The following is a 25,222-nucleotide window of genomic DNA, read 5'->3' as shown; positions in this document are numbered from 1 at the left end:
ATTATGGAATTCTTTGATTTAGAAGTATGGAAACAAACACTCTCTGAGTTCGGTATCAGCAGTCAAACTCTGTTGTACGGAATGATTTTGCTGACCACTATGTTACTGACTCTTACCCTTGGCTTTATTTTTGTTGGTACTCGTTCCCCGTTGGATAAAAAACTAAAGCAAATTTCAGGAAGCAGTCACTCGAGTAGTCGCAAACCTTACGACTTCACTAACACCTTGGAGTCGTTGACGCCATTCATTGGGCGAGGGAACAAAAAGGACAACGAAACGTATTCAGAAAAGTTAATGCATGCTGGGTACCATGAAAAAAGCGCACTTTCTGTATTTTATGCCTTCAAAGTGCTTTCAACTTTGATAGGGTTTGTCTGTGCATTCACAGTGTTTTATTTAGACATAGGTGATAGTTATAACAATTTGCTGATTGTGACGTGTATTTTTGTCGGCACATTCTTACCTAATTTTATATTGAGTAAAATGCAAAAAGAGAGGCAGAGAAAAATCAGAAATGGGGTTCCTGATGCTTTAGATCTTTTAGTGGTGTGTACTGAATCAGGTCTTGGTTTTAATGCTGCGCTAGGGCGTGTCGCTAACGAGTTATACATTTCACAACCCGAACTTGCCGATGAACTTGATACGGTATTTGCCAAAATACAAGCAGGTGTGACCATGCCTGATGCTTTGAGTCAACTCGTTGAACGAACGGGGCTTCGTGAGTTGGAAGGGCTTGTTTCTTTGCTCTCGCATGCTTCAAGAATGGGGGGGAGTTTAGCTCAAACCTTACGTGACTATACTGAAGATTTTCGAGACAAACGCCAACAAGCTGCGGAAGAAATTGCAGCGAAAATCCCCACAAAAATGCTATTTCCCATGTTGTTGTTCATTTGGCCTTGCTTCTTTATCGTTGCTCTTGGCCCCGGAATGATGATTGTAATGGATGCACTGACATCTCCAGGAGCGAGTTTATGATGCGAATGAATAGAATGGTTTTACTTTTACTGCCGTTAGTAATTCTCGGTTGCGCTTCTTCTGATGAGCCAACCAATCAGTTTGATGCCGAATTGTATTCGGGGAAGCCAATTGACACCTTAACCAGTGACGATCCGCCGGTCAGTGAAAAAGAAGCAATCATGCGTGGTGATGTCGCTCTTAGAGATAACAACATCGATTTAGCTCTTTATGAGTACATCCGATCTCTGTCTTTTCCTGAACAAGAGTTTCACGATAAAACGCTATTTACGATCGGTCGAATTCACTCATCGAGAGGTAATTACGCACTCGCTGAAAAAGCGTATTTGGCGGCATTAGATTTTAACCCTGCGCATACTGAAGTATTAGAGCAGTTAGGTGTTTTATATACCAAACAACGCCGTACAGATGAAGGTCGAAGCTACTTCTTTAAAGCGATCAATGCAGACCAAGTTCGCTTAAAAAGTAGTAGCACGATTAAAAACTACCAAGCGTTAAGTCAAAGTGAAGTAGCGGGTTTGAAGGTTGATAGTATGTCTCCTGCTTTGGCTTACATGGGAATCGGAGTCTTAGAAGATGTAGATGGTAAACATCAGATAGCCCAAGAATATTTTAAAAAGTCTCTCACTATCGATAAGACTTCAGTGAAGGCTTTACTGAACATGGGTTACTCCCATTACATGTACGGCAACTACAAAGAAGCGTACCAATACACGCGTTCTGCTTTAGAGATCGAACCTAATAATGAGAAGGCTCAAAACAACCTTGCACTTATCTATTTGGCATCCGGGGATGTGAAAAAAGCCATAAATGTGTTTATGCGTCATATGGATGCGCCGGAAGCTCTGAATAATGTTGGTTACTTTTTAATTATTCAAGGTCGACCTGATGAAGCGATTCCTTACCTTCAACAAGCCATCGACAAAAAACCTTCGTATTACAAAATCGCCAATGAAAACCTAAATCGAGCCTTAGCCGAGGTGAGAGAAATGAAGGCGAGCACACCAATATAGTGTTGTTCTATGAAAAGTTACTCTCCTTATGGTAAATAGCACAAATGAATTAGCCCCTGATGAGTGTCCTTATCAGGGGCTATTATTTGTAACTCAGTTTGGTATCTAAGTAATTATAAATAGTTAAGCATCGCACCGGCTGCGATAAAGGTACCAACTAAACCTACAATCGGCATCTTCATTGTTTTCAATAACCACACGCCAACAATGATCAGAGCGAAGTCTATGCCGCTGCTCACTGCACTTGTGAATATGGGTTGGTATAGAGCTGCAAGTAATAGACCAACAACTGCTGCATTCACACCGGTAAGAGCACCAGCCACCAAAGGTTTACTCGCAATTGCCTGCCAGTTCTTCAGTACCCCCAGTAGCAATAAGAAGCCCGGTAAGAACACCGCAATTGTTGCGAGCAGTGCACCTGTAATCGGTGCCGATGGCATTAACACATAACCGAGGTAAGTCGCTAACGTAAACATCGGGCCAGGAACCGCTTGCGCAGCAGCATAGCCTGTTAGGAAGGTATCTTGAGACAGTTGGTCTCCAATACCATTCTGTAGCAGCGGAAGAACCACGTGACCGCCACCGAAGACTAAGCTGCCTGCTTGGTAAAATAACCCAAACACTTCGATGCCTTGAGAATATGCACTGAACAGAGGTAAACCAACCAATAGTGCTACAAAAATAACAAGCGGCGTTATGGTTATCTTATGTGTCGAAGGCGTTGTTTTTAAGTCTTGTGAGGTTAAGAATTTGCTGCCAATGATTGCTGCAAATAGGAGCACTAAGACTTGAGGCCAGATCCCAGGAATCAAAAGTAGAACAATCGCGGTGATCACACACAGTGCTGTTGCTATCTTTGATTGGCAAAAGTTTTTGTACATGCCGAAAGTGGCGTCAGCTACAACCACGACCGCGAGTAGCTTAAGTCCGTGGATGATTGAAATGAAAAGCGGTGCTTCCAACAACTGGTTGCTCGCTAAGGCCAATATCAACATTAGGATGACAGAAGGGGAGGTGAAGCCTACAAATGCGGCAATCGCACCGGTTAAGCCACCTTTTTTGTAACCAACCGCGAAGCCAACCTGACTTGAGCCTGGACCCGGCAGAAATTGACTTAGGGCGACAATTTGCCCGTACTCTTCGTCGGATAACCAATTCAGTTTCTCAACAAAGGTTTTGCGGAAGTAGCCAATATGTGCCGCAGGTCCACCAAAGCTAATCCAGCCAAGCCAGAAAAAGGTTTTAAAAATTGAAAGCATGATCGATTCCAGATAAATGTTTAGCGTAATTTAGGTGGAGTTGAACTATGATTCAAATTAATTGTTTTAATTATAACTATGAATAATATGGGATTGATTTGTGGCTGATTTTAACTGGAAAGGAATTGACCTTAACTTATTGATTGCACTGCAAGCTCTATATAAAACAAACAGTGTAAGCAAGGCAGCTGAACGTTGTTATGTCAGCCAATCAGCGATGAGTCATAGCTTACAAAGACTGAGAAAGCTGTTTGATGATCCTTTATTTGAACGAGTTGGTAGCAAGATGGAAGCGACCGAACGAGCGATTGAATTATCAAGCACCGTCGATGCGTTGCTTAATACTATTCAATCTGAAGTTCTGTTGTCCAAAAGGTTCGAAGTTGATAGTTATAAAGGCAGCTGGAAGATCGGACTTACCGATTACGCGGAACAGATGTTTGGCCCAATGATCTTCGATTTTATTAAACAAGCTTCGCCAAACTCTCAAGTTGCATTTCTTAACGTTAATCGAACCAATTACCAGCAGGTATTTGAAGAGGCTAAGCTAGACATTACGATAGGCAGCTTTGGTGAAGTGCCTAAATTGTATGACACAGAACTTCTCTACACCGAGCAGCATGTTTGTTTGCTTGATGCATCCGTTTTGGATATTGAGTTGCCTATGTCACTGCAATCATTTGTCTCTGTGGAGCACGCCTTAGTGTCTCCTAGTGGTGCCTTAAAAACGACAGTTGATACTAAATTGTCTGAGTTGGGTTACACCAGAAAAGTGGCAATCGCATCGAGTAACTTCTTAACCGTAAAACGATTGATAAGTGGAAGAAAGCTATTGTGTATTGTGCCTAAGCTAGTCGCTAGAAACGCCCCTAATATAGACAGTTCACTGATAGCTGTCACCCCGCCAATAGACGTCCCTGATTTTGATATACAGCTTGTTTATCGTAAGGGAAAGCAATTAGACGACAAGAATACTCACTTGAGAAAAGTGATTTCTCAAGCTGTTGAGATTGTTATTACTGCCGAGTAATTGAGGGTGTGTTCCTTCGGAGTAAGTAACCGATCAAATGCCAGAGAGCTACAACCAGTATTGCACCCACATAACCATCAACAGCGTAATGCCATGCCAAATGTACCGAGCCAACCTGAATAAAGAAGGCGTAAATCCAAGCTATGTAACCGAGTTTTTTATTCAATTTGAATGATGTCATTGCAATCAGAACGGATATGGTTACATGCATGCTGGGCATGGCTGAGATGCCAGTCCCTATATCCCCAACTCCTCCAACGTAGCTTGCCCAAAGCGCATCTTGAGTACTGAGTGCCCACAAAGACATAAAGCCACGTTCAGTGAGTTCTGCGCTCTGCATGTTTAATCTTTGCATCAAAGGAAGATACAAATCTTGATCATTGAAGTGACTAATAAAAACAGGGCCTGCTGATGACAGAAGGGTCGCCATTATGTTCCCAATGATAAACCATGAACTTAAGAATGTGAGTAAAAACTGGTTGCGAAGTTGGTCATCTTTACGGTAAATGACAAAATAAAGCAGCATTCCCCACATGATAAAAAACCACAAGTTGTACAAGATGTTGATGGCGAGTGAAGCTATTGAATTCGGTAAAAAAAAGTGGGTGATTTCCCAAGGTGAAATGCCAAAGTGCAACCATTTATCTAAATGGTAAAAATCGAGATCTAAAAAATATGGATTGAGATAAGGAATGACTGATTTTAAGAAGGTATAGCTAGAGAATGAGATGTTTAAGACGAGCATTAATAAAATAAAGTAGATCGGCTTTGATACTGGAAACAACAGAGTTTTAATTTTATTGATGAATTGTTTAGTGGGTCTTTTTTCTCGATTGAACAATAAATGGCAGTAGTAGTATGTCGCCCATAAAATAAAGGTGACGTAACAGACCGTGGCTAAGATCTCTAAGTAGGTATATATGTTGTATCGAACTTCATGAGGCACGAAATAATTAACAACTAACGTTAACGGTGTCGTAAATGCAACATAATACAGAATCAGTTTGTTTCTTCTGAATTCATGAAGTAAAGACGATAACAAGTTTGATTGTTCTTTTTGAGGAGCGGGTTTGGCGGTGGTCGTCTCTGAATCCATATAGCCCTTCATCAAGATTTTCTATCATGATTAAAGGTTAGTTCATTTGAGCTGGTTTTCTACTTTTCAACCTTGTGTCTAAGGTAAAAATAAACGAAATAAAGCCTTCCATTTTTCATAACCCGACTATACTTAATTTACGACTCAAAGCAGTCGTAAAGAATAGGCTTTTTGATTTACCTAAGTAAAAAAATTGGTTATATCCTAATGATATAGCTTAAAAAACTACCAGGCTAAACGGACTTAGTTGGTCTTAAAGCGCTAGCTCCCCCTAGCGCTTTTTCTTTTGTTCGAAGTAAACTGTAAAGCTTTTCAACAATCTATCTACAAAGAAAAACGAGTCCATTTTTTTGTTCTCCAACGATACGCCATAATGATTCCTCGGAACCATTCATCCATTGCAATTGCCATCCACGCGCCTAACACGCCATACCCCCAATGCACGCCAAGCAAATAGCTCATAGCAACGCCAATGCCCCACATGCTGAGAATGCCCATTTTGATCGGAAACTTAATATCGCCTGCAGCTTTCAAGCAAGATATGAAAATCAAATTAAATACGCGACCAGCTTCTAACAGGATAGAGCCTGCAATCAGTGCTGCGGTGAGTGCGATGATCTCTGGATCTTGAGTGAATAAGTCCAAAATCTCGAATCGGAAAATATAGACCACGCAGGTAATGCTGATAGAGGCGATAAAGCCAACTACAAAATAGCGTTGTACACGATTGGCTATCTCATCTATCCAACCCTTGCCGATGTAGTATCCGGTTTGGATTTGGCTACCCTGACCAATGGCCAGTGCAAAGGCAAAAGAGAGGCGAGCGATATTTTGCGCGTAGGTAAACGCCGCCAATGAAGAAGTGCCCATTTGCACCACAAAGAAGGTAATGCTGATCTGCGCCATGTTGTAAGAGAGCACTTCTCCTGCATTCATAGAACCAATCTTGATGATCTTTTGATAGATGGCTTTAGGTACAGATTTGAATTGCTTCATTGGTAGCTCAATGCCTTTACTTCTCACCACACCAATTAAGATGAACATACCAATTAGTTGGCTAATCACAGTTGCGGTAGCCACCCCTTGTACGCCGTAAACGGGCAGTCCAAAAGGTTGGTAGAGTGCGCAATAGTTACCGAATACGTTGATAACACCAGCAATCAAATTGATGACCATTGGCGATTTCGAATAACCATGGCTACGTAGAATTGTGGTGAGAACCACACCTATCGTCACATTGAAGGTGAGTGCGCCACTGATGAACAGGTACTCTTGAGCGTACTGTTCGACCTGAGCTTCCAGTTGATAGAGCGGAATAAAATATTCAGCGCCAAGAACGGCGATGATACTCAACAACACACCAGTAACAATGGCTAGGATAATACTTGCCACGCCCACATGAGCGCTATCTTGAGTACGAGATGCGCCGTTGTATTGAGCAATTAGGATGCCTGTACCACTGCTGACCATGGTTGATACGATGATCAGAAAAAAGGATATCTGAGAGATAACACCAACGGCAGACACGGCTTTGTCTGAGTATCCCGACAACATGAATACATCACTGGTGTTGAGTGCGGTTCTTAGAAGAACTTCGATAAAAATTGGCCAGGTGAGCGCAACGATTCCCATGCGTTTGTTTAGGGTGGAATCTGCATTAGGCATTTAGGTTTTCTCAAAAAAGGGGTAGGCGACACTATAGTTTAGCCATTATTGCGTAAACGACTATCAAATTAATGTCCGGATAGCGGTTAAGGATAAAGAAAATCCCAGTAAGGTCGTTAAACCCAAAAACCAAGTAGAGTGCATGAAACTTTTTGAATCGTTTCATAGCTCTATGGTGAATTATTTTTCAATGTTAAAGTTATCTAGTAAACACAGCTAACGTACAGCGAATAGAGTAAAAGGATCATGGTAGGCCAAATAGTCTAAGTGCTTGTTTGTTCGATTATTTGGCTTCAGGTGTAAAAAAGGCACTCAGCGAGATACTGAGTGCCAAAGCCTGAAATTTATGAGGTTATCTTTTCATTGAATTCCAGAAGACAGGTATAGATTCGATTTACTCTGCGTCAGTAAAGAAATCGTTGTATAGCATGTATAGGTGAGCGGCACTCCAAGAGAAGTTTGGTGCACCTTGTTGTTCACCAGTTAGTGGATTGTAGTTCTCACGGATAGGGCCGTCTTGCACTAATCCATCAGCGTGATCGAAGAATGCACCTGCCATTTCAATCGCATCGTCACGGTAGCCGTAGCTATCCATGCCTTTTAGGCCGAAGTAGAACTGGTCTACCCAAACACGTCCACGCCAGTAAATATCAGGGCCGAATGCTGGGCTTGAAAGCGCCGCAGTACCTAGTGGAACGTAGGTATTGAACTCTTCTGTATCTTTCATTACAGAGACAACTGCATCAGCATTAGCTTGAGTGGCAGCTGCATTGAACAGTGGTGACCAACCTTCAGGGCCTTTACCACGTTCTACAATCGGTTTACCTGCACAGCCGTTGGCTAGTGGTTTGTCTTCGATACGAATGTCGTAGAAGAAGTTAGTGCCTTCGTCGAACATACAGGTGTTGATGTAGTTCGATAGGTGCTCTGCTTTTTCGCGGAACTCTTTTGCTTCTGCGTCTTTACCTAGAATGTCAGCCATTTCTGCTAGGTACTTGTTGTCGCTGTACATGTAGCTTGCTTGGTCGACAGATTCTTGCAGTAGCGAGTAGCCTAGTAATGTTCCGTCTTCAGCGCGGTTTTGAGCGAACTCAACATCCCAATCGCTACGCTTGCCGCCGTTCGCGACATACGCGTCTAGCTGATCTTTATCGATGAAACCGAATGCGGCTGCATCGTCACGACCTGATTCCCAAGATGCGGCTGTTTGAGCTGGGCTTTCGATGTAATCGTAGTTACCTTCAGCCACAACTTTATCTAGTGCTGCTTGGCCTACGACTGTTTCATGTTTGTCGCCACGAACCACAGTGAAGTACATTTCACCTTCAGGTGTGTTGTGTGCTTTGTCGCGTGCTGCGCCATATTCAGGTACACCGTTGCCGTTGTTGTCACGGTTGCGTAGCCACCAATCGTGGTAAGCCACGAGCTTTGGATACATCTCTTCGAGCCAAGCTTCATCGCTGGTGGTCTTGTAGACTTCCATTACTGCCCATGCCGCTAGGCTTGGTTTGGTATTACGTTCATTCCAGTTACCACCGTCGCCGCCACGTTCTGGGCTTAGGTTGTAAGCCAATAAATCGGGCACATAGCCTTCATCCCAAGGGCGAACGGCGTCGTCAGCCTGAATTTGGTAAGCGAACATCGCACGGATATTGTCTTTCGCTACGTCTGGGTTGAAGTGAGCCATTGCGTAGGCTTGTTTCCATGTGTCCCACGGCCAAGTTTGGTTGCCCGAGAACCAACGTGCGGTCACTGATGGTGTCACTGAATCAAACTCCATCGCACCTGCAGCGCCACGCCAGTTACCGTTTAGGGTTTCCATCGCTTTAACCGCAACACGTTCTTGTTCTGGTGTTGCGTTCGGGTTGGTTAAACCCATCTCAAGATAACCTTCCCAACGTTCTGCTGATGCCGCTAAGAAGTCGGTAGGGTTTGCCATGATCTTTTTGATTTCAGGCTGTTCCGCTTGCGCTTCTTCTGCAGTTAAAACGTGCGAGTATGTGGTGTAGATGGTGGTTGATTCTTCAATGTTTGCCGTTGAAGTAAACGTTAGGCCATCGACCTTAGTTTGCGTTGGAATCGACTTATGAACTTGGTACTCAGACTCACCTGAAGTCAGCAGATCCCAAGTTGAACGCACCTTACCAAAGGTGACTTTCAGGCCATCGTCGGTTGCGACGATTTGACGGTCATACTCAGGGTAAGTTTCAGCGATTGTTTTGTCGGTTTGTGCTACGCCTTCTTTCGCGTGTGTCTTTTCGAGTAGCTCACCATCCCACACTAGTTCTACTGGGGAGTCGGTAGTGATTTTGGTTTCTAGCAGAGAGGTACGGTTTGAAGCAAAACGCATCGTCATTTCTACCGTTACATCGTCAGATTTTAGTGTCTGAACCAATGCGCCCGGTAGGCTGTAAGCTTCCATGGTGAACGTGACTTTTTTGCCATCTTTGAACACGCTTAGGCGGTCAAAGTTATCAGCCATGAAGTTGATGTATTCTTCGGTAAGCAGTGCCGTTCCTGGGAATCCGCCCATGCCTTCTGCTGTATCTGGCAACAAGTGACCGTGCCATGCGCCTAGGTCGAAGAATGGGTTAAAGCGTTGATGGTCATCGAAGTCGTAATCACGCATGTATTCTGGCGAGCCAGTGCGGTCGATAACGTTCTTAAATTCGTTTGCTTGCAGTTGCTCTGCATCAGAACTTGAGCCAGAGATGGAGTTTGATGTACAGCCAGTAACAACAAGTGCTGCGCCAATAGCGAGAGCTGCGAATGATTTATTCAGTTTCATGATGAGTTCCTGTTATTACCAGTAGAAGTATTGCATTGCGAACACTTGTGCGTCGCCGATTTCAGTGTCGCTGCCTACGCCAAAGCGGCTGTCGAAAGCAGTCGCAAATGCGCCGTTTCCGTATTCGTACCAAACTCCAGCATTGATGTAAGAGGTGATCTCTTTGTCGCCATTGTCACCGTCAAAGTTTGCGTAGTTGTAGGCTGCTGATAGGTAAACGCCTTGTGCTGCTTCGTACCACGCACTGGTTTGAATACCTGACTCGCTACCGAAAGATTCTTGGTTGCCTTTATCGGTATCGTGCCAAACACGAGTAGCGAAATTTTTGTATTCAGCACCCAATAGCAATAGTTCACCACCATCTTTGTTACGAACTTCACCGCCACCCATTAGGGTCAGATCGTCAGTCAGATCGTATTGGAGGTAACCATTGACCATGGCATTCTTATCTTTCCATTGGTCTGCGAAACTGTCGTATTTGCCGAAGTGAACGAGAGCATCGTCTTCAGAGAAATCAGACTCTGGCGCGAAAGAAACGCTGTAGCGAAGCTTGCCCTCTAGGTTTTGGATCTTCACACCAAGGTGTACGTCACGCGTGTTTGAGATTGCGTAGCCGTACTCAACTGTAGGGTCACCCCACCATTGAACGTCATCCAGTGACGAGTCCATACGACCGACAATAAATTCTGTTTTTTCGTCGGTGCGGTAGCCAGCGTAAAAGCGGTTAAAACCACCTTCGAAGCCGCCCCAGCCGTGGCCAGTCGCCCAAGCGTTACCTTCGTCATCGGCTTGTACCGTCCAGCCTTCCATGTAAGCAAGACCAAACCAATTACCGTGCTCGATAGCTAAACCCGCTTCAATGTAAGTGCCGTCTGCGTAGCGACCCTTATCATCACCTTCGAGTGCCACATGACCACCAAGGCCAAGCTCACCGTAAAAGTTAAACAGCGTTTCTGATTCTGTTTTAGGGGGCTGAGTGTCGCTGTGGTTAGCCGCGGTTTCATCAGCGTGCGCATTAGCCGTAAGGGCAGCAAGAATACAACTTGTAATAAGAGTCTTTTTAGTAAAACTACTTTTCATTTTGTTCACTTCTGTGTCGGGGTTATAAATGAAGCTTCGTAAGCAGTTCTGACTTCTAATATGGGGTGCTCTTCAAGGCGTATATGGTCAGGTCACTTACGATCGCAAAACCAATATTAATGATTATTTTTGTGTTTAAAATTAAATAAGCTTAAAAGTGTGATCTATTTTTAGTAAAAGTTTATCGTTGATTTGTTTTGGGTTTTAGTTGAATTTATAAACAAATATCAGGCAAGGGATATATCGGTGTTGTGAATCTAATTTTGATGAAAGGAATAACTCGGTAAATAGGATGTAAGGAGCGGCGATAAGAAAAAAGGGAAGCGAATAAAAAGGCACTCGCCAAATAGTGAGTGCCTAAGAGAGTTCAAATCAAGATTAAGACCAAGGTAAGGTGAACACTAGGCGTTAGCAGTTTCCGGCTTTGCTTCTAGTTTCTTCTCTTCTGGAGATAAGCTTTTCTCGTATTGACCGTATTTCCACCATGCGTAGCCAAGGAAGATCACAATCCCACCCACGTTGTAGAAGATGATGGTCATGATGTCTGCGCCAGTCGGGAAGGTTGATGCAAAGAAACCCACCGTAAAGATAGCGATAAGAATCGACACCGCTGTGATACCCACTCGGCGTGAGCCCATGCGGAAATCACGTGGGAGATGGTCGAGTTTTACACGCAAGTGAAGGTAAGCGATCATGATGAACAGTGGCGGCAACATAGAGGCTGCTGCTGTCATGTTGATGATGGTGCTCATTAGGTCTTGTACGGTGTCCGATGCAAGTGTTGGGATGAACATCAGTGGAATGACGATGAAGAATTGAACCCAAGCCGCACGCTCTGGAACGCCTTGTTTGTTTAGAGCGACCGTTTTCTCACCGAAGATTCCTTTAGGGATCTCAGAAAAGAAAATCTTAACCGGAGTCGCTGTCCACATCAGTAGAGAGCCCAACATCGCAGTGAATGAAACCACACCAACGAAACGGTTCATCAAGATTTCAGACAGGCCAAAGTGTCTTGCTAGCCCTTCGAATACCTGCACCGAACCACCAGTAAACTTAAGTTCTTCGCGAGCAACGAATACGTTCGCAAGCACAGAGCCAACTGAGTAAAGCGCACCGATAAAGATACCGGCAATGATGATCACTTTAACGAAAGACTTGTGTCCACCTTTGATGTCGTTGACGTAAACCGCAACCGATTCAGCACCGCCAGCCGCCATGAAAATCCAAGTGATTACCCCAAGGAATGCCCAGTTAAAGCTTGGTGTCATCGCTTCAATGGTGATTGGGTCAGCTGGCTCGATACCACCGATCAAAGCACCGCCTGAAAGCAGGATGTAAGACAGAGTCAGCAACAACATCAGTGATGATGTTAGTGAGGTGATTGGGCCAAGTAGCTTCGCGCCGTTGTTTGAAATGTGTGTAGCAACCGCAAATAGAATCGTGCTCAAGATCGCCGTGGTGATCGGCGTAAATATGTATTCGAAGCCTAAGAAAGCATACGACGCATAAGCGATGATTCTAGGCAGCAGAGAGGTGAAGAAGAATAGGTTAACAAACCAGTAGGTGTAAGCTGAAATAAACGCCCAGCGACCGCCTAGAGAGCTTTTAACCCAAGAGTAAACACCCGCCTCAGAGTCTTTATTCAATGATACAAACTCAGCCACGATCAAACAAAAGGGCACAAAGTAAAAGATGGTTGCTAAAAAGAACATCGGAGCTGAGGAAAGGCCAATCTCGATGTTGTTGTTTATGATGTTATTGAAGCTGTATACCGCCGCGAAGGTCATAGACAGTAGGGCAAACTTGCCTATCGTACTGCGTTTATTATCGGACATGATGTTCTCCGGTGAATCACGTTGATGATCGTTATTTACTAGGTCCTAGAGAGGGAGATCTAGGCCGTGTTTTTATTGTTATGTTGGTTTGGCAAACACCCGCTTCATGAAGTCAGGTCTGGCTCATTTATTATTTTTGTATTGATTTACGAACGAATCCCTTGGCGTTTGTCTTCTCGATTTCAGTAAATTTATTACTTGAATTTCAAATGCGACACTAAGGCATTCATCAAAGAAATTGGCTTTCTCATGTACGACGATGTAACAGGCTTGTAGGGGCTTTGTGTCGTTTTTCGTTCTATGAGTTTTTCTATCTCTTCAGCAAGGAGATTAAAGATTAAGCGGCGGGAAGTTAATCAGAATTGATCAAATATGTGATATTGAGTAAATAAATTTAGTTAATATTTTACCTGTGTTTTTGTTCGGGATTTATTACGATTTAACTAGCGTTTTTCGTGAAGTGAAACCTTGACGGAATGACGTTTTTATTCTTGTTTTTTTGTTATTTAATACTCTGATTTAAAACAAAAAAAAGCGCCATAAAGGCGCTTTTCAATTAGAGATGTCAATTTTGGATTACGACTGCTTTGCGGCTTCTAACTTCGCGTCTTTACCTGCTTGCTTCTTTTCAAAGCGAGAGATCCACCACCAAGCGATAGCTGAGAACACTGCCGTCATAAATACGTTAACGAAGAACGCTTGCATTAGGTCTACACCCGTCGGGAATGCTGACGCTGTCATGCTCACAACGAAGATACCGATAAGTACAGATACAACAGCCATACCTTGAACTCGAGTACCCATGCGGAAGTCACGTGGCGTATCGTCATGCTTCAAGCGGAATACAAAGTACGCCACCATGATGAAGATAGGCGGTAACATTGCCGTACCTGCTGTTAGGTTAATCGCTGTGTTCATCATGTCTTGTACAGACTCAGAACCGAAGCCGTTTATAACGAGCATTAGGAATACGAACGCAAATTGCCACCATGCTGCGCGTACTGGCACACCGTGTTCGTTAAGCTCAGTCGTCTTCTCACCGTAAACACCTTTAGGGATTTCAGAGAAGTGAATTTTTACTGGAGCTGCTGTCCACATCATCATCGAACCGAACATAGCGACGAATAGGATGATACCGACGAAGCGACCTGTTAGAGATTGCGAAATGTCGAAGTAGTTCGCCATACCAGTGAAGATTTCAACCATGCCGCCAGCATAAGTGAGTTCATCACGTGCAACGAATACATTCACTAATAGAGAACCGACTGCATACATGATACCGATAGCGATACCCGCGCTAATGATCACCTTGATGAAAGACTTATGACCACCTTTAACATCGTTTAGGTAAGCGGCTGCGGTTTCTGCACCACCGGCTGCTTGGAAGATCCAACACATAATACCTAGTGTTGCCCAGTTGATGGTTGGCGTCATTGCTTCTAGCGTGATTGGTTCTACTGGCTCATGGTTACCACCTAATGCCATTAGGGCGCCGATAACGTAAACCGCGAACAGTGCAAATACACCGTATGCCACGATCTCTGCAATCTTACCTAACCAGCTCGCGCCTTTAGTCGAGATGTGCGTTGCCGCCGCAAATAGACCAATTGAGATTGCCGATGTCACAATAGGAGAGAAGGCGTACTCGTAGCCAAGCATTGCGTAAGATGCGTATGCGATAACGTTAGGCAGCAGTGATACAAACCAGAATAGGTTAACGAACCAATAGAGGAATGAACCTAAGTAGGCCGCTTTTGAGCCCAAAGGTTGTTTAAGCCAGTCATACATGCCTGACTCAGAATTTTTATTTGCTGATACGAATTCAGCAATAATGAACACGAATGGAATGAAGTAAATAAGAGTGGCAAGCAAAAAGATAGGGGCTGAACTCAATCCCAATTCGATGTTGTTATTTACAATGTTGCGAACGTTAAATACCGCTGCAAATGTCATGGAGAGCAAGGCAAATTTACCTAACTTACCGCGTACAGATTCAGACATAGTGTCCTCCAAGGGTCACGTAATTATAGTCGTTATTTCTTTAAGCTTCCTTGTAGGGAAGAAGCGTAAAGGCGTTATGCAGTGTGACTGAGACTTGAACGGCAAGGCTCAGTACACACTGTGAATAGATCTTGTTGTTGCTTTCAGTTACTTACTTATTAAGGAAGTAACCGTCTTCAATAGTCACTTTCAGCACTACTTTGCGTACTCGGTTATCACCGTGGAAGCGGTAAGCTTTGCTGTTATCAAAGATCGCTACTTGACCTTCAATGAGTTCACGAGTTTCACCGTTACCCATTAGGTGTTCACGGTCAGTCTCATCGCTGTAAGCTTGGATTTGCTCTAGCTCTGACTTGGCTGCGAAATCGACGGTTTCACGACCTTCTAGGTAGTAATGCACGTCGAAGTAACGACGATTGCCAGTAAAGCTTTCGGTGTCACGAGCCACGCCGTCTTCAATCATGTAAGCCAGTGAGTCACCAATTGAATACATCACGCCATCTTTGATGTTGCCGATGTTTTCAATCGCTTCTACACAGCGTTGCCATTTACGACCGTCGCGGTAAACGACTTTAAATTGTTCTAAGTTTTCTAAAACGATCATCGCTTATGCCTCGTTCTTTTGTGGTTGAGCTTTCGGTGTATTCGCCGTAAAAAACTCATCGCCAAAGTTGTGACTGATTAGGTGTTGCGCGTCGCAATCGCCTGCTTGGAATGGAATCAGAGTTAAGCCGTAGCGGAACTCGTCCATGTAAACTCGGTAAGAGTCGAGCACTTCGCTGCCCCAAGAGTTCGAGCCTAAGCCCATCACTTGGTGGTCTAGGTTTAGCGTGATGTAACCGCTCTTCTCTAGTTCGATTGTGTGCTGTGCTTGATGCAGATTTTGGTTGGTGTAGAACCATGCGCTGAAGTTGATTTCTTGCTGTGGTTTTACTGCAATACCATTACCCGCGCGGCTTGAAAGTGCAGCCCAACGAACGTGTTGGCGGTTGCCGTTGTTTTGTGGGAACGGGTAGTTCTCGAACATGTCAGCCACGGTTGATTGGTAAACATCAATCATGTTGGCTTGTTTGCTGTCTTGGTAGTTCTCTTCAGGGCCACGGCCGTAGTATTGAACTTGGTCGAAATCACCGTTAATGCCCATATCGAAACCAATCACTGGAATCACATGTGGGTAATCACCGTAACGTTCGCCACTCAGTTCAACGTTCAGTTGGCCTTCGGCACTGATTTGGTAGCGATATTCACAGCGCATGCCGAAATCGAATACCGGTGGAGCAACGATACTGGTGGTGGTGATCTCAATCTTGCCGTTGTTCTCTTCCACGTTTAGCGTGCGGAAGTGCTCTTGCATAATTTGTAGATGCGCAGGCTCCCAGTAACCATCGTGCTCTTGTTTATGGTTATCGATCATTGGCTTGAAGAAGTTCAGTTTAGGCTCCGACTTAATCAGTTCTTCGCCATTGACTAACCATGACGTCAGCTTGCCGTTCACTTTCGAGAAGTTCAGTGCAAAGTTATGGCCTTTGATTACATAAGCGAGGCGAGATTCTTCAACATTCAGTGCCGTTGCATTGTTGTTGGTGAAGGCTTCTAGCTGCGCCGTGTTCTCTTTCACTTGGAATTGGTAAACCGCGATGTCGTGGTTCGCTTCGCTGTATGAAGTACGAGAATCTTTGCGAACAGTAAAGTTCACAAACACTTCACGCTCATCAAGCTGTGGCAAGTTAAGTGTCAGTTCGCGGCTAGAGTTTTCAGCCAGCTCTTCAACCTTAATATGTTGTACAGCAATGGTTTCACCTTCAGCGCGGATTTCCGCAGTGATGGTGTAGTCATCAATGTTTGAGAACCAAAGTTTGTTATCGACAGTGAAGGTGCCCGTTTGTGCATCGAAATCGCGAAGCTTCACTGGGGCAATTACTTGTTTGTACTCTTTCAAGCCTGGGCCCGGTGTTTGGTCTGGGTAGATCAAACCGTCCATGCAGAAGTTGTAGTTGTTCGGGTAGTCACCGTAGTCGCCACCGTACTTGTAGAACTCAGTACCTGCTTCATCACGCGCTAGAATGCCGTGATCACACCATTCCCAAACGTAGTGACCTTGAATGGCATCATGCTTGTAGAATACGTTTTGGTATTCGCTTAAACCGCCCGGGCCGTTACCCATTGCGTGTGCGTATTCGCAGATGATGCGTGGCTTTTCGTGTGGAAATTCACCGAAGGCATTCATCAGTTGAGCGCGTGAGTACATGGTTGAAATGATGTCGACCACTTCAGCATCACGGTCTTCTTCGTAGTGAACCAGACGCGTGTCATCAATCGCTTTTGCAGCATCGTACATAGAGCGGATGTTGCAACCGTAGCCAGACTCGTTGCCCAGCGACCACATGATGATAGAAGGGTGGTTCTTTTGAGCGTGAATGTGACGTTCGATACGCTCAACAAACACCGCTTCCCATGCTGCATCGTTAGTGATGCGGCTTAGGTCGCCAACGTTAGCAAAACCGTGTGTTTCAACATCGGTTTCACCCATCACGAATAGGCCGTAGATATCACACAGTTCGTAGAAGCGTGGGTCGTTCGGGTAGTGTGCTGTACGTACTGAGTTGATGTTGTGTTGCTTCATCAGTACCAAGTCTTTCTCTACGCGATCCATGCCGACAGCACGACCTTTCAGGTGGTCGTTGTCGTGGCGGTTTACACCGTGCAGCATCACGTACTTGTTGTTGATGTAGAACAGACCATCACGCACTTTAATATCGCGGAAACCAACGCGTTGTGGAATTACTTCCAGCACCTTGCCGTTAGCGTCTTTCAGCGTCAGTAGCAGTTGGTACAGGTAAGGGTTTTCAGCGTTCCATTGAACTGGGTTAACCAGATCAATAGAGAATTGAGTATCTACATTGCCACCAGTTTTATGATTAGGGACGGCTAAGCTATCTACTGAGCCTTGTGAGATAACTTGGCCGCCATCAAGCAATGCGTACTCAAGGGTTGCGTTTGTTGCTGCTGTTAGGTTTTCTAGTTCCACTTTGCACGATAGGGTAGCGCTTTGGTAAGCGTCGTCGAAGTCAGTGCGAACGGTAACGTCTTGAACGTGCAGTTGTTCTTTACCGACTAGGTAAACATCACGGAAGATACCGCCCGTCCACCACATGTCTTGGTCTTCAATGTAGGTTGAGTCGGCCCATTGCATTACGCGAATAGAAAGTAGGTTGTTGCCTGCTTTTACGTGGCTAGAGATATCGAACTCAGCGGTTAGGCGGCTGCCTTTGCTGAAACCCACGTACTCGCCGTTTACGTAAACTTCGAAGTAAGTTTCAACGCCATCGAATTTGATGATGGTTTGTTTCTCGTCCCAGCTTTCGCCTAGGAAGAAAGAGCGTTGGTATGCGCCGGTTGGGTTGTCTGATGGTACGAAAGGCACATCAATTGGGAATGGGAAACCTTCATCTGTGTATTGAAGATCGCCGTGGCCTTCCATTTGCCACATGTTTGGAACCGTAATGTGCCCCCAGTCTTTCATTTCTTGAGAGTAGAACTCTTCAGGAACCAATAGTGGATTGGTGAAATAGCTGAAATTCCACTGGCCACTCAACAGTTGGAAGTGGCTGCTAAGTTCACGCTGAAACGTTTTTGCATTCTTTTCTGATGCGTATGAGAAGAAGTATGCACGCGGTGCCATACGGTTCTCATGTAAGTTCAGGAAGTTTTCCCAGTTGTTCACGTTGCCTCTCTCTCGGCCTAAATGCAATTTGCTGACCGACGTTCTTATGCGTAATTGGGTCGTAGTGAATACGAGTATTTTTGGACTGAGGTAATTATTAGTAAAAGTTTTACTAAATGAAATTGGTGAAAACGTTTTACTTTAACTCCATCACGTTTTTTGTGGGCTTTTTACAGTGGTGTGTGATCCACTTAAAAGAATGTCATTTGGTGATTTAGGTGAGTATTTCAGAAGGGAGATATGCGTATGTTGGCGTATATGAAAGACATAAAAAAGGCCACCTTCAATAAAGGTGGCCTTATTTTATATGTTTGATTTATATGATTATTTTGTTGTATCGCGCAGCTTGAGTTTACTAGGGACGTAGACTCTAAGTGGGATGGTTCGTCCGTCGCGCGCTTTCTCTATCAGCAGGTTAACACCTTGAATTCCCATCAGTTCAGAATGGATACGAACCGTTGATAAAGATGGGAAGGTAAACTTAGCGGTTGGGATGTCATTTACACTGATCAGCGCAATGTCTTCAGGAATGCGCAAACCGTGCTCATGAATCGCTCGTAAAACGCCAATAGCGATGGAATCTGATGCAATAAACATGGCTTTCGGGTAATTCTCGCTCTCTAGCATTTTCTTCGCTAGGTCGTAGCCCGACGAGCTAGAGAAGTCACCGCGATAGATATCTTGCTCACTGACTACGTTTTTAAGGCCACCGTATTCAGCAAAAGCCACTTCTCGAATGTCTGAAGTATTGATGTCGTCTTGCCCACCAATAAAACCAATGCGTTGATAACCTTGGTTAATGAAGAAGTTGGTGATCTCTTTGCTGATACGAGCAAGATCGATATCGACAGAGTCATAAGGTTCTGAGTGATCCGTAAAGTCGACGTAGCAAATATTATCGGTCAGCTTTTTCGCTTGCTCGATAACTTCTTGTGTCATTCTACCGACTAATAAAACACCGGTAATGTTGCTAGAGCTAACCTGTATTTTGCTTTCATAACAATTGGTTAGTCCAACTTCCATTTTTTCGCATTGAGTTTCAATACCATGGCGAATGGATAGGTAGTAAGGGTCGTTAACTTCAGCTTCTTGCTTGTAGTTATACAAGGCAAGGAAGTGATGATTTTGTTTTTTACTGCTAACGGTTTTTCGTGAGCTGCTGGTTTTGTACTCCAACTTCTCGGCAATTTCAAAGATACGCCTTTTGGTCTCTTCCTTGACGCTTAATGTAGGATCTTCATTGAGAACCCGTGAAACTGTAGCCAGTGAAACATTTGCTTCAGTCGCGATATCTTTTAACGTTGCCATACTCACTTCCTGTTATTGGAACATTGCGTTGCTTTGAAAATACATCTTTAGTAAAAAAGCAATGCACCTCTTTATTCTACAGACCTATTGTAATCAAACTGGAAGCCATTGCATTAACTTTTAGTAAAATAAATGTTCAACTCCTCTACGATGTCTCAAATCTAGTTATCAATAATTATCTTATTAAAATTCAATGTATTAGGTTTAATCGAGCATAGGTTATCTCCATGCCATGTTCAGTCACAGTGCGCAAAGTTAGTGTAAACGTTTACACTTCGTGGTTTTGATCACAGAATTATAGTCAAAATGGCTGCTACTATTTCTGGTATAGGGCGTTATTGAGCTGAATATCAGATCGAATTAAGCCACGAATGATGACAAAGAGAGGTTGATTGTGAAAGTACTGGTTACGGGCGGCATGGGTTACATCGGAAGTCATACATGCATTCAAATGATACAGGCAGGTATGGAGCCAATCATCGTTGATAACCTTTGCAACAGTAAAGAGCTGGTGCTAGAACGAATCGAATCGTTAACCGGAAAGCGACCAACGTTTTATCTTGGCGACATTCGTGATCAATCTTTTCTAGATAGCGTATTTTCAGAAAACGATATCCAAGCCGTGATTCACTTTGCTGGCCTGAAAGCGGTAGGGGAGTCGGTGACTAAGCCTTTGGAATACTACGATAACAACGTAAATGGTTCACTAGTGTTAGCTAGAAGCATGAAGAAAGCGGGTGTGAAAAGTATCGTATTTAGTTCTTCGGCTACTGTTTACGGTGACCCAGAAGTAGTGCCAATTACTGAAACCTCACCAACTGGCGCAACAACCAACCCTTATGGTCGTAGCAAATACATGGTGGAAGAGTGTTTGAGCGATTTGTTCAACGCTGAAAACGACTGGAGCGTGACGTTACTGCGCTACTTTAACCCTGTTGGCGCACATCCATCAGGCACCATGGGTGAAGACCCACAAGGTATTCCAAATAATTTAATGCCGTTTATTGCTCAAGTAGCCGTTGGTCGCCGTGAAAAATTGGCTGTGTTTGGAAACGATTACCCAACCGTCGATGGCACAGGCGTTCGTGACTATATTCATGTAATGGACTTAGCAGACGGTCACGTTGCCGCGTTAAAAGCGGTGGGCGAGAAGGCTGGCTTACATATTTATAATCTAGGCACAGGTAAAGGCTCAAGTGTACTTGAGATGGTTGAAGCCTTCGCACAAGCATCGGGTAAGCCTGTCCCTTATGAACTTTGTCCACGCCGCGCTGGTGATATTGCCGAATGTTGGGCAAGCACTGAAAAAGCAGAGCGCGAGTTAGGCTGGAAAGCGACTCGCAGTGTGATGGAGATGACGGCAGATACGTGGAATTGGCAGTCGAATAACCCGAACGGCTATTCCCCTTCGTAATTGAAGCCGCAGCGTTGTTAGCTGCGCTTACCAATTCCAATCACATAGAAGATCTATGCTCATGGATATTGGAAATCTTGCTGCCTAGCTGCAACTCCAATTTCATTGGGGAATGCAGATGAAGAGAGATTCCAGATATCTCGTCCCTCGATTCTGGAATGACGAATTTTAAAACTACGATTTCTGAACGTCATTCCCTACAGTGAGGAACGAGCGTGATAGGGAATCTCCTTGTAGAAGAATTATTCATCTTGGTGAATTGACCAAGACACAAAATTTGAGAGCAATCTAAACATGTCAAAAGTTGAATTTAACCCAGTAGACCACCCGCATCGTCGTTATAACCCATTAACGGGTCAGTGGATCTTGGTATCACCGCACCGCGCAAAACGTCCGTGGAGCGGCCAAGATGAAAAGCCATCAACAGCGCAACTTCCAGCGTATGAGAAAGAGTGTTTCTTGTGCCCAACCAATACACGTATCTCGGGTGATGAAAACCCAGATTACGACGGCACTTACGTATTCAGTAATGATTTCGCGGCGTTGATGCCTGATTCACCTGACGCTCCAGAGTCTGAAAACCCTCTATTCAAGACTCAAGGTGTTCGCGGGTTGAGCCGTGTTATCTGTTTCTCTCCGGATCATAGCAAAACGCTGCCAGAGTTACCGGTTAATAAAATCCGTGGTGTGATTGATACCTGGAACGAGCAAATTGAAGAACTGGGTAAAGATTACCTATGGGTTCAAGCCTTCGAAAACAAAGGCGAGACCATGGGCTGTTCTCAGCCTCATCCACACGGTCAAATCTGGGCGAACAGTTTTTTACCCAACGAAATTGAACGTAAAGAAAAGCTACTGAAAGAGTACTTTGAACAGCAAGGCTCAAACCTATTAGTCGATTACGTTGAAGCTGAAATGAAAGATGGCTCTCGCACTGTGGTTGAAACTGAACATTGGATTGCCGTGGTGCCTTATTGGGCTGCGTGGCCATTTGAAACCATGTTGCTACCAAAAACGCATATTCGCCGCATGAGTGAATTGACGGACGAGCAGCGTGATGACTTGGCGCTGGCAATCAAGAAGCTGACTAGCCGTTACGATAACTTGTTCCAGTGTTCATTCCCGTACTCGATGGGTTGGCACTATGCGCCGTTCTTCGAAGAAGGCACCGACATCGATCATTGGCAACTGCACGCTTTGTTCTACCCACCGCTACTGCGCAGCGCATCGGTTCGTAAGTTCATGGTGGGCTATGAAATGCTGGCTGAATCTCAACGTGACTTAACCGCAGAGCAAGCTGCGCAACGTCTTCGTGATTTGAGCGACGTTCACTACAAAGAGCAGTAATACGTTGCTTCGTAGATAACGAGCAAGATTCCTGATATCTCGTTCCTCGATTCTGGAATGACAGTTTCATTGAAACGTTTAGCGTCAATCCCGAGAGTGAGGAACAAAGGAGTCGGGAATCTAAAAGAATTAAAGTGGTGCCGTAAAGGGGCCATAACCAATTGATTAAAGAGTTTAAGCAGAGAGTTTACTTATGTCTGATCTAATCCAAAACGTGAAAGCATCTTTTGAGCAAGTCCTTGGTTACCGAGCGACTCATATCGTTCAAGCTCCGGGTCGTGTGAACCTGATTGGTGAGCACACTGACTACAACGATGGTTTTGTTCTACCGTGTGCCATTAACTACCAAACGGTAGTTGCAGCGGCTAAGCGTGACGACAACATCGTGCGCGTAGTATCTGTCGACTACGATAATGCAGTAGACGAATTCGATATCACTAAAGAGATCACTTTCCAACAAGACAAGATGTGGGCGAACTACATTCGTGGTGTTGTGAAATGCTTAATGGGTCGTGGGTTTGAGTTTAAAGGTGCAGACATCTCTGTAACCGGCAACGTGCCTCAAGGTGCGGGTTTAAGTTCTTCTGCGGCTCTGGAAGTCGTCATCGGTCAGACATTTAAGGTGCTTTACAACCTAGAGATCAGCCAAGCTGAAGTTGCGTTGAATGGTCAGCAAGCGGAAAACGAATTCGTTGGTTGCAACTGCGGCATCATGGATCAAATGATTTCTGCTGAAGGTCGTGCAAACCACGCGATGCTGTTGGACTGTCGTAGCCTAGAAACTCAAGCGGTTTCTATGCCAGAAGACATGGCTGTGGTAATCATCAACTCAAACAAGAAACGCGGTTTGGTCGACAGTGAATACAACACGCGTCGTGAACAGTGTGAAGAAGCCGCGCGCATCTTTGGTGTTCCAGCATTGCGAGATGTGACGATTGAACAGTTCAATGCCAAAGTCACTGAGCTTGATGAAATAGTCGCTAAGCGCGCTCGTCACGTGATCACGGAAAATGACCGTACGGTTGAAGCGGCTCAAGCTTTACGTACTCATGATATGAAGCGTATGGGCGAGTTGATGGCAGAATCTCACGCTTCAATGAGAGACGATTTTGAAATCACAGTCAAAGAAGTCGACACTCTGGTTGATATGGTCAAAGACGTGATTGGTGACCAAGGTGGCGTGCGCATGACTGGCGGCGGTTTTGGTGGCTGTATCGTGGCATTGGTTCCGCCTGCTTTAGTTGATGAAATTAAAACAACGGTAGAACAGAAGTACCAAGCAGCGACTGGCCTAAAAGAATCGATTTATGTGTGCCAAGCGAAAGACGGCGCTAGCCTAATTGAAGTAATCTAGCTGTTTCGAGATTTCATGCTTGAAAGATAGTGCTTACCAAGTAAAAAGTTCATGGTAGGCCAAATGGTAAAGCCTTTGCTTAAATGTAGAGGCTTTTTGTTGGCACTAGGAAGGAATTTAGAATGACATCAGAGCAGAACTTGCACCAATCCATGACACAAACGGCAGCCTATGATGGTCACCCTGCTCAGTTAGTTACCTTGTCCAACAAGCATGGCATGCAACTAACATTCATGGATATTGGCGCGACTTGGTTGAGCTGTATCCTGCCAGTAAAGGGAAATCAACGAGAAGTTCTGTTGGGCGTCGATTCAATGGAAAACTTTCAGAAACAAGCCAGCTATCTTGGTGCGACGGTCGGGCGCTATGCTAACCGCATTGCCAATGGTCGTTTTAAAGTTGATGGCACGGGTTATAAGCTCGATGCGAATCAATCCGGTAATACTTTACACGGTGGCTCAGATGGCTTTGATAAGCGCCGCTGGCAGTTAACCGCTCAAACACCGATGTCGGTCGTTTATAGCTTAGTGTCTGCTGATGGCGACCAAGGTTTCCCAGGGTTGCTGAATGTGTCTGTGAGTTACGAGTTAACCGAAGACAACCGAGTGTCTATCGAGTACTTTGCGACAACCGATAAAGCTACGGTCGTGAACCTAACTAACCACGCTTACTTTAATTTACTTGGCGCAAACAGCGATCACGATTGTTTGTCTCATATTGTCAGCATCAATGCCTCGCAATACCTACCGACGAATAAGGTGGGTATCCCATTAGGTAATTTGAAATCGGTGAAATCAACCAGCTTTGATTTCAATCAGCCTATGATGATCTCTGAACGCTTATTGGGTGATGAACAGCAAAAAGCGGCCAAAGGTTATGATCATTCTTTTCTTTTAGCGGAAAACTGTAAACGCGATCAATGTGCGGCTACAGTGACTTCGCCTGATGCACTTGTCACTCTGAAAGTCTTTTCAACCAAGCCAGCAATGCAGCTGTATACCGGTAATTGGTTGGGCGGAACACCTAATCGAAAGGGTGGCAGCTACGAAGACTACGCAGGAATTGCATTGGAAACCCAGTTCTTACCTGACTCACCTAACCATCCAGAGTGGAAACAGGACAGTTGTATTCTTAGGCCTGAACAAGAATACCGCTACCGAACCTGTTACCAGTTTGAATTTTCGGGGGATTATTCAAACTAGTCTGCTCTAGCTCAAAATGGTTTATGCCAAATTGGCGCCTAACAAAGGGAATTATTGTTGGGGAGAGTAAGGTAAGAAAGCCCTAACAGAATAGCTTCTGTTAGGGCTTTTTTTTGTGCTCTATATTCGAT

Annotated in this window: 17 protein-coding genes; 7 read left to right on the top strand and 10 right to left on the bottom strand. The window is 44.6% G+C overall.

Annotated elements, in window-relative coordinates; all coding sequences use genetic code 11:
* Positions 1–3: 3 nt before the first annotated feature.
* Both QWZ07_RS18915 and QWZ07_RS18910 read left to right on the top strand, forming a co-directional pair.
* Entirely contained in the window at positions 4–975 is a 972-nt protein-coding gene (locus QWZ07_RS18915) for a type II secretion system F family protein (protein WP_017110450.1), read from the top strand.
* Complete coding sequence (locus QWZ07_RS18910) at positions 972–1,988, top strand: tetratricopeptide repeat protein (protein WP_076668210.1); 1,017 nt, start codon at positions 972–974, stop codon at positions 1,986–1,988. The genes QWZ07_RS18915 and QWZ07_RS18910 overlap by 4 nt, the downstream gene beginning before the upstream one ends.
* Before the next feature lie 113 nt (positions 1,989–2,101).
* On the opposite strand, the gene chrA is transcribed toward QWZ07_RS18910, so the two are convergent.
* Positions 2,102–3,247 (bottom strand): chromate efflux transporter, encoded by a 1,146-nt coding sequence (gene chrA, locus QWZ07_RS18905; protein ID WP_102339866.1) that lies wholly within the window; start codon positions 3,245–3,247, stop codon positions 2,102–2,104.
* Positions 3,248–3,347: 100 nt separating this feature from the next.
* On the opposite strand from chrA, the gene QWZ07_RS18900 reads away from it, so the two are divergent.
* Entirely contained in the window at positions 3,348–4,277 is a 930-nt protein-coding gene (locus QWZ07_RS18900; protein WP_192852266.1) for a LysR family transcriptional regulator, read from the top strand.
* Here QWZ07_RS18900 and QWZ07_RS18895 read toward each other — a convergent pair.
* The 9 genes from QWZ07_RS18895 to ebgR all read right to left on the bottom strand — a co-directional run bounded on the left by QWZ07_RS18895 (position 4,264) and on the right by ebgR (position 19,774).
* Positions 4,264–5,385 (bottom strand): phosphatase PAP2 family protein, encoded by a 1,122-nt coding sequence (locus QWZ07_RS18895; protein WP_192852265.1) that lies wholly within the window; start codon positions 5,383–5,385, stop codon positions 4,264–4,266. The genes QWZ07_RS18900 and QWZ07_RS18895 overlap by 14 nt on opposite strands.
* Positions 5,386–5,697: 312 nt before the next feature.
* Positions 5,698–7,038 carry an MATE family efflux transporter gene (locus tag QWZ07_RS18890; RefSeq protein ID WP_192852264.1) on the bottom strand — a complete coding sequence of 447 codons (1,341 nt, stop codon included), beginning with the start codon at positions 7,036–7,038 and terminating at the stop codon, positions 5,698–5,700.
* A gap of 394 nt (positions 7,039–7,432) precedes the next feature.
* Positions 7,433–9,826 carry an alpha-glucosidase gene (ygjK, locus tag QWZ07_RS18885; RefSeq protein WP_192852263.1) on the bottom strand — a complete coding sequence of 798 codons (2,394 nt, stop codon included), beginning with the start codon at positions 9,824–9,826 and terminating at the stop codon, positions 7,433–7,435.
* 15 nt (positions 9,827–9,841) lie between these two features.
* On the bottom strand, positions 9,842–10,906 hold the full coding sequence (gene ygjJ / locus QWZ07_RS18880) for a protein YgjJ (protein WP_192852262.1): 1,065 nt from the start codon (positions 10,904–10,906) through the stop codon (positions 9,842–9,844).
* A 401-nt stretch (positions 10,907–11,307) separates the two neighbouring features.
* Positions 11,308–12,741 (bottom strand): amino acid permease, encoded by a 1,434-nt coding sequence (locus tag QWZ07_RS18875; protein WP_017110436.1) that lies wholly within the window; start codon positions 12,739–12,741, stop codon positions 11,308–11,310.
* Between the two features lie 576 nt (positions 12,742–13,317).
* Entirely contained in the window at positions 13,318–14,742 is a 1,425-nt protein-coding gene (locus QWZ07_RS18870) for an amino acid permease (RefSeq protein ID WP_017110435.1), read from the bottom strand.
* Positions 14,743–14,893: 151 nt separating this feature from the next.
* The gene (locus QWZ07_RS18865) at positions 14,894–15,346 is read right to left on the bottom strand and encodes a beta-galactosidase subunit beta (RefSeq protein ID WP_192852261.1); all 453 of its coding nucleotides are present in this window, start codon (positions 15,344–15,346) and stop codon (positions 14,894–14,896) included.
* 3 nt (positions 15,347–15,349) lie between these two features.
* Complete coding sequence (gene ebgA / locus QWZ07_RS18860; protein ID WP_192852260.1) at positions 15,350–18,466, bottom strand: beta-galactosidase subunit alpha; 3,117 nt, start codon at positions 18,464–18,466, stop codon at positions 15,350–15,352.
* A gap of 324 nt (positions 18,467–18,790) precedes the next feature.
* Positions 18,791–19,774, bottom strand: a complete 984-nt coding sequence (gene ebgR, locus QWZ07_RS18855; RefSeq protein WP_017110432.1) for a transcriptional regulator EbgR — start codon at positions 19,772–19,774, stop codon at positions 18,791–18,793.
* Between the two features lie 394 nt (positions 19,775–20,168).
* Here ebgR and galE point away from each other — a divergent pair, with 394 nt between their 5' ends.
* The 4 genes from galE (at position 20,169) to galM (ending at position 25,091) form a co-directional block, all read left to right on the top strand.
* Positions 20,169–21,188: a UDP-glucose 4-epimerase GalE gene (gene galE, locus QWZ07_RS18850; protein ID WP_017110431.1), complete on the top strand. Its 1,020-nt coding sequence runs from the start codon at positions 20,169–20,171 to the stop codon at positions 21,186–21,188.
* A 294-nt stretch (positions 21,189–21,482) separates the two neighbouring features.
* Positions 21,483–22,535 (top strand): UDP-glucose--hexose-1-phosphate uridylyltransferase, encoded by a 1,053-nt coding sequence (locus QWZ07_RS18845; RefSeq protein WP_017069513.1) that lies wholly within the window; start codon positions 21,483–21,485, stop codon positions 22,533–22,535.
* Between the two features lie 193 nt (positions 22,536–22,728).
* Positions 22,729–23,889 (top strand): galactokinase, encoded by a 1,161-nt coding sequence (gene galK / locus QWZ07_RS18840; RefSeq protein WP_192852259.1) that lies wholly within the window; start codon positions 22,729–22,731, stop codon positions 23,887–23,889.
* Positions 23,890–24,011: 122 nt separating this feature from the next.
* On the top strand, positions 24,012–25,091 hold the full coding sequence (gene galM, locus QWZ07_RS18835) for a galactose-1-epimerase (protein WP_192852258.1): 1,080 nt from the start codon (positions 24,012–24,014) through the stop codon (positions 25,089–25,091).
* Positions 25,092–25,222: the final 131 nt, after the last annotated feature.

Origin of the sequence: Vibrio lentus (genome assembly GCF_030409755.1) — a bacterium.
Lineage (GTDB): Bacteria > Pseudomonadota > Gammaproteobacteria > Enterobacterales > Vibrionaceae > Vibrio > Vibrio lentus.
Note: the sequence above shows the minus strand (reverse complement) of the source record. Positions and strands in the feature narration are given on the sequence as shown.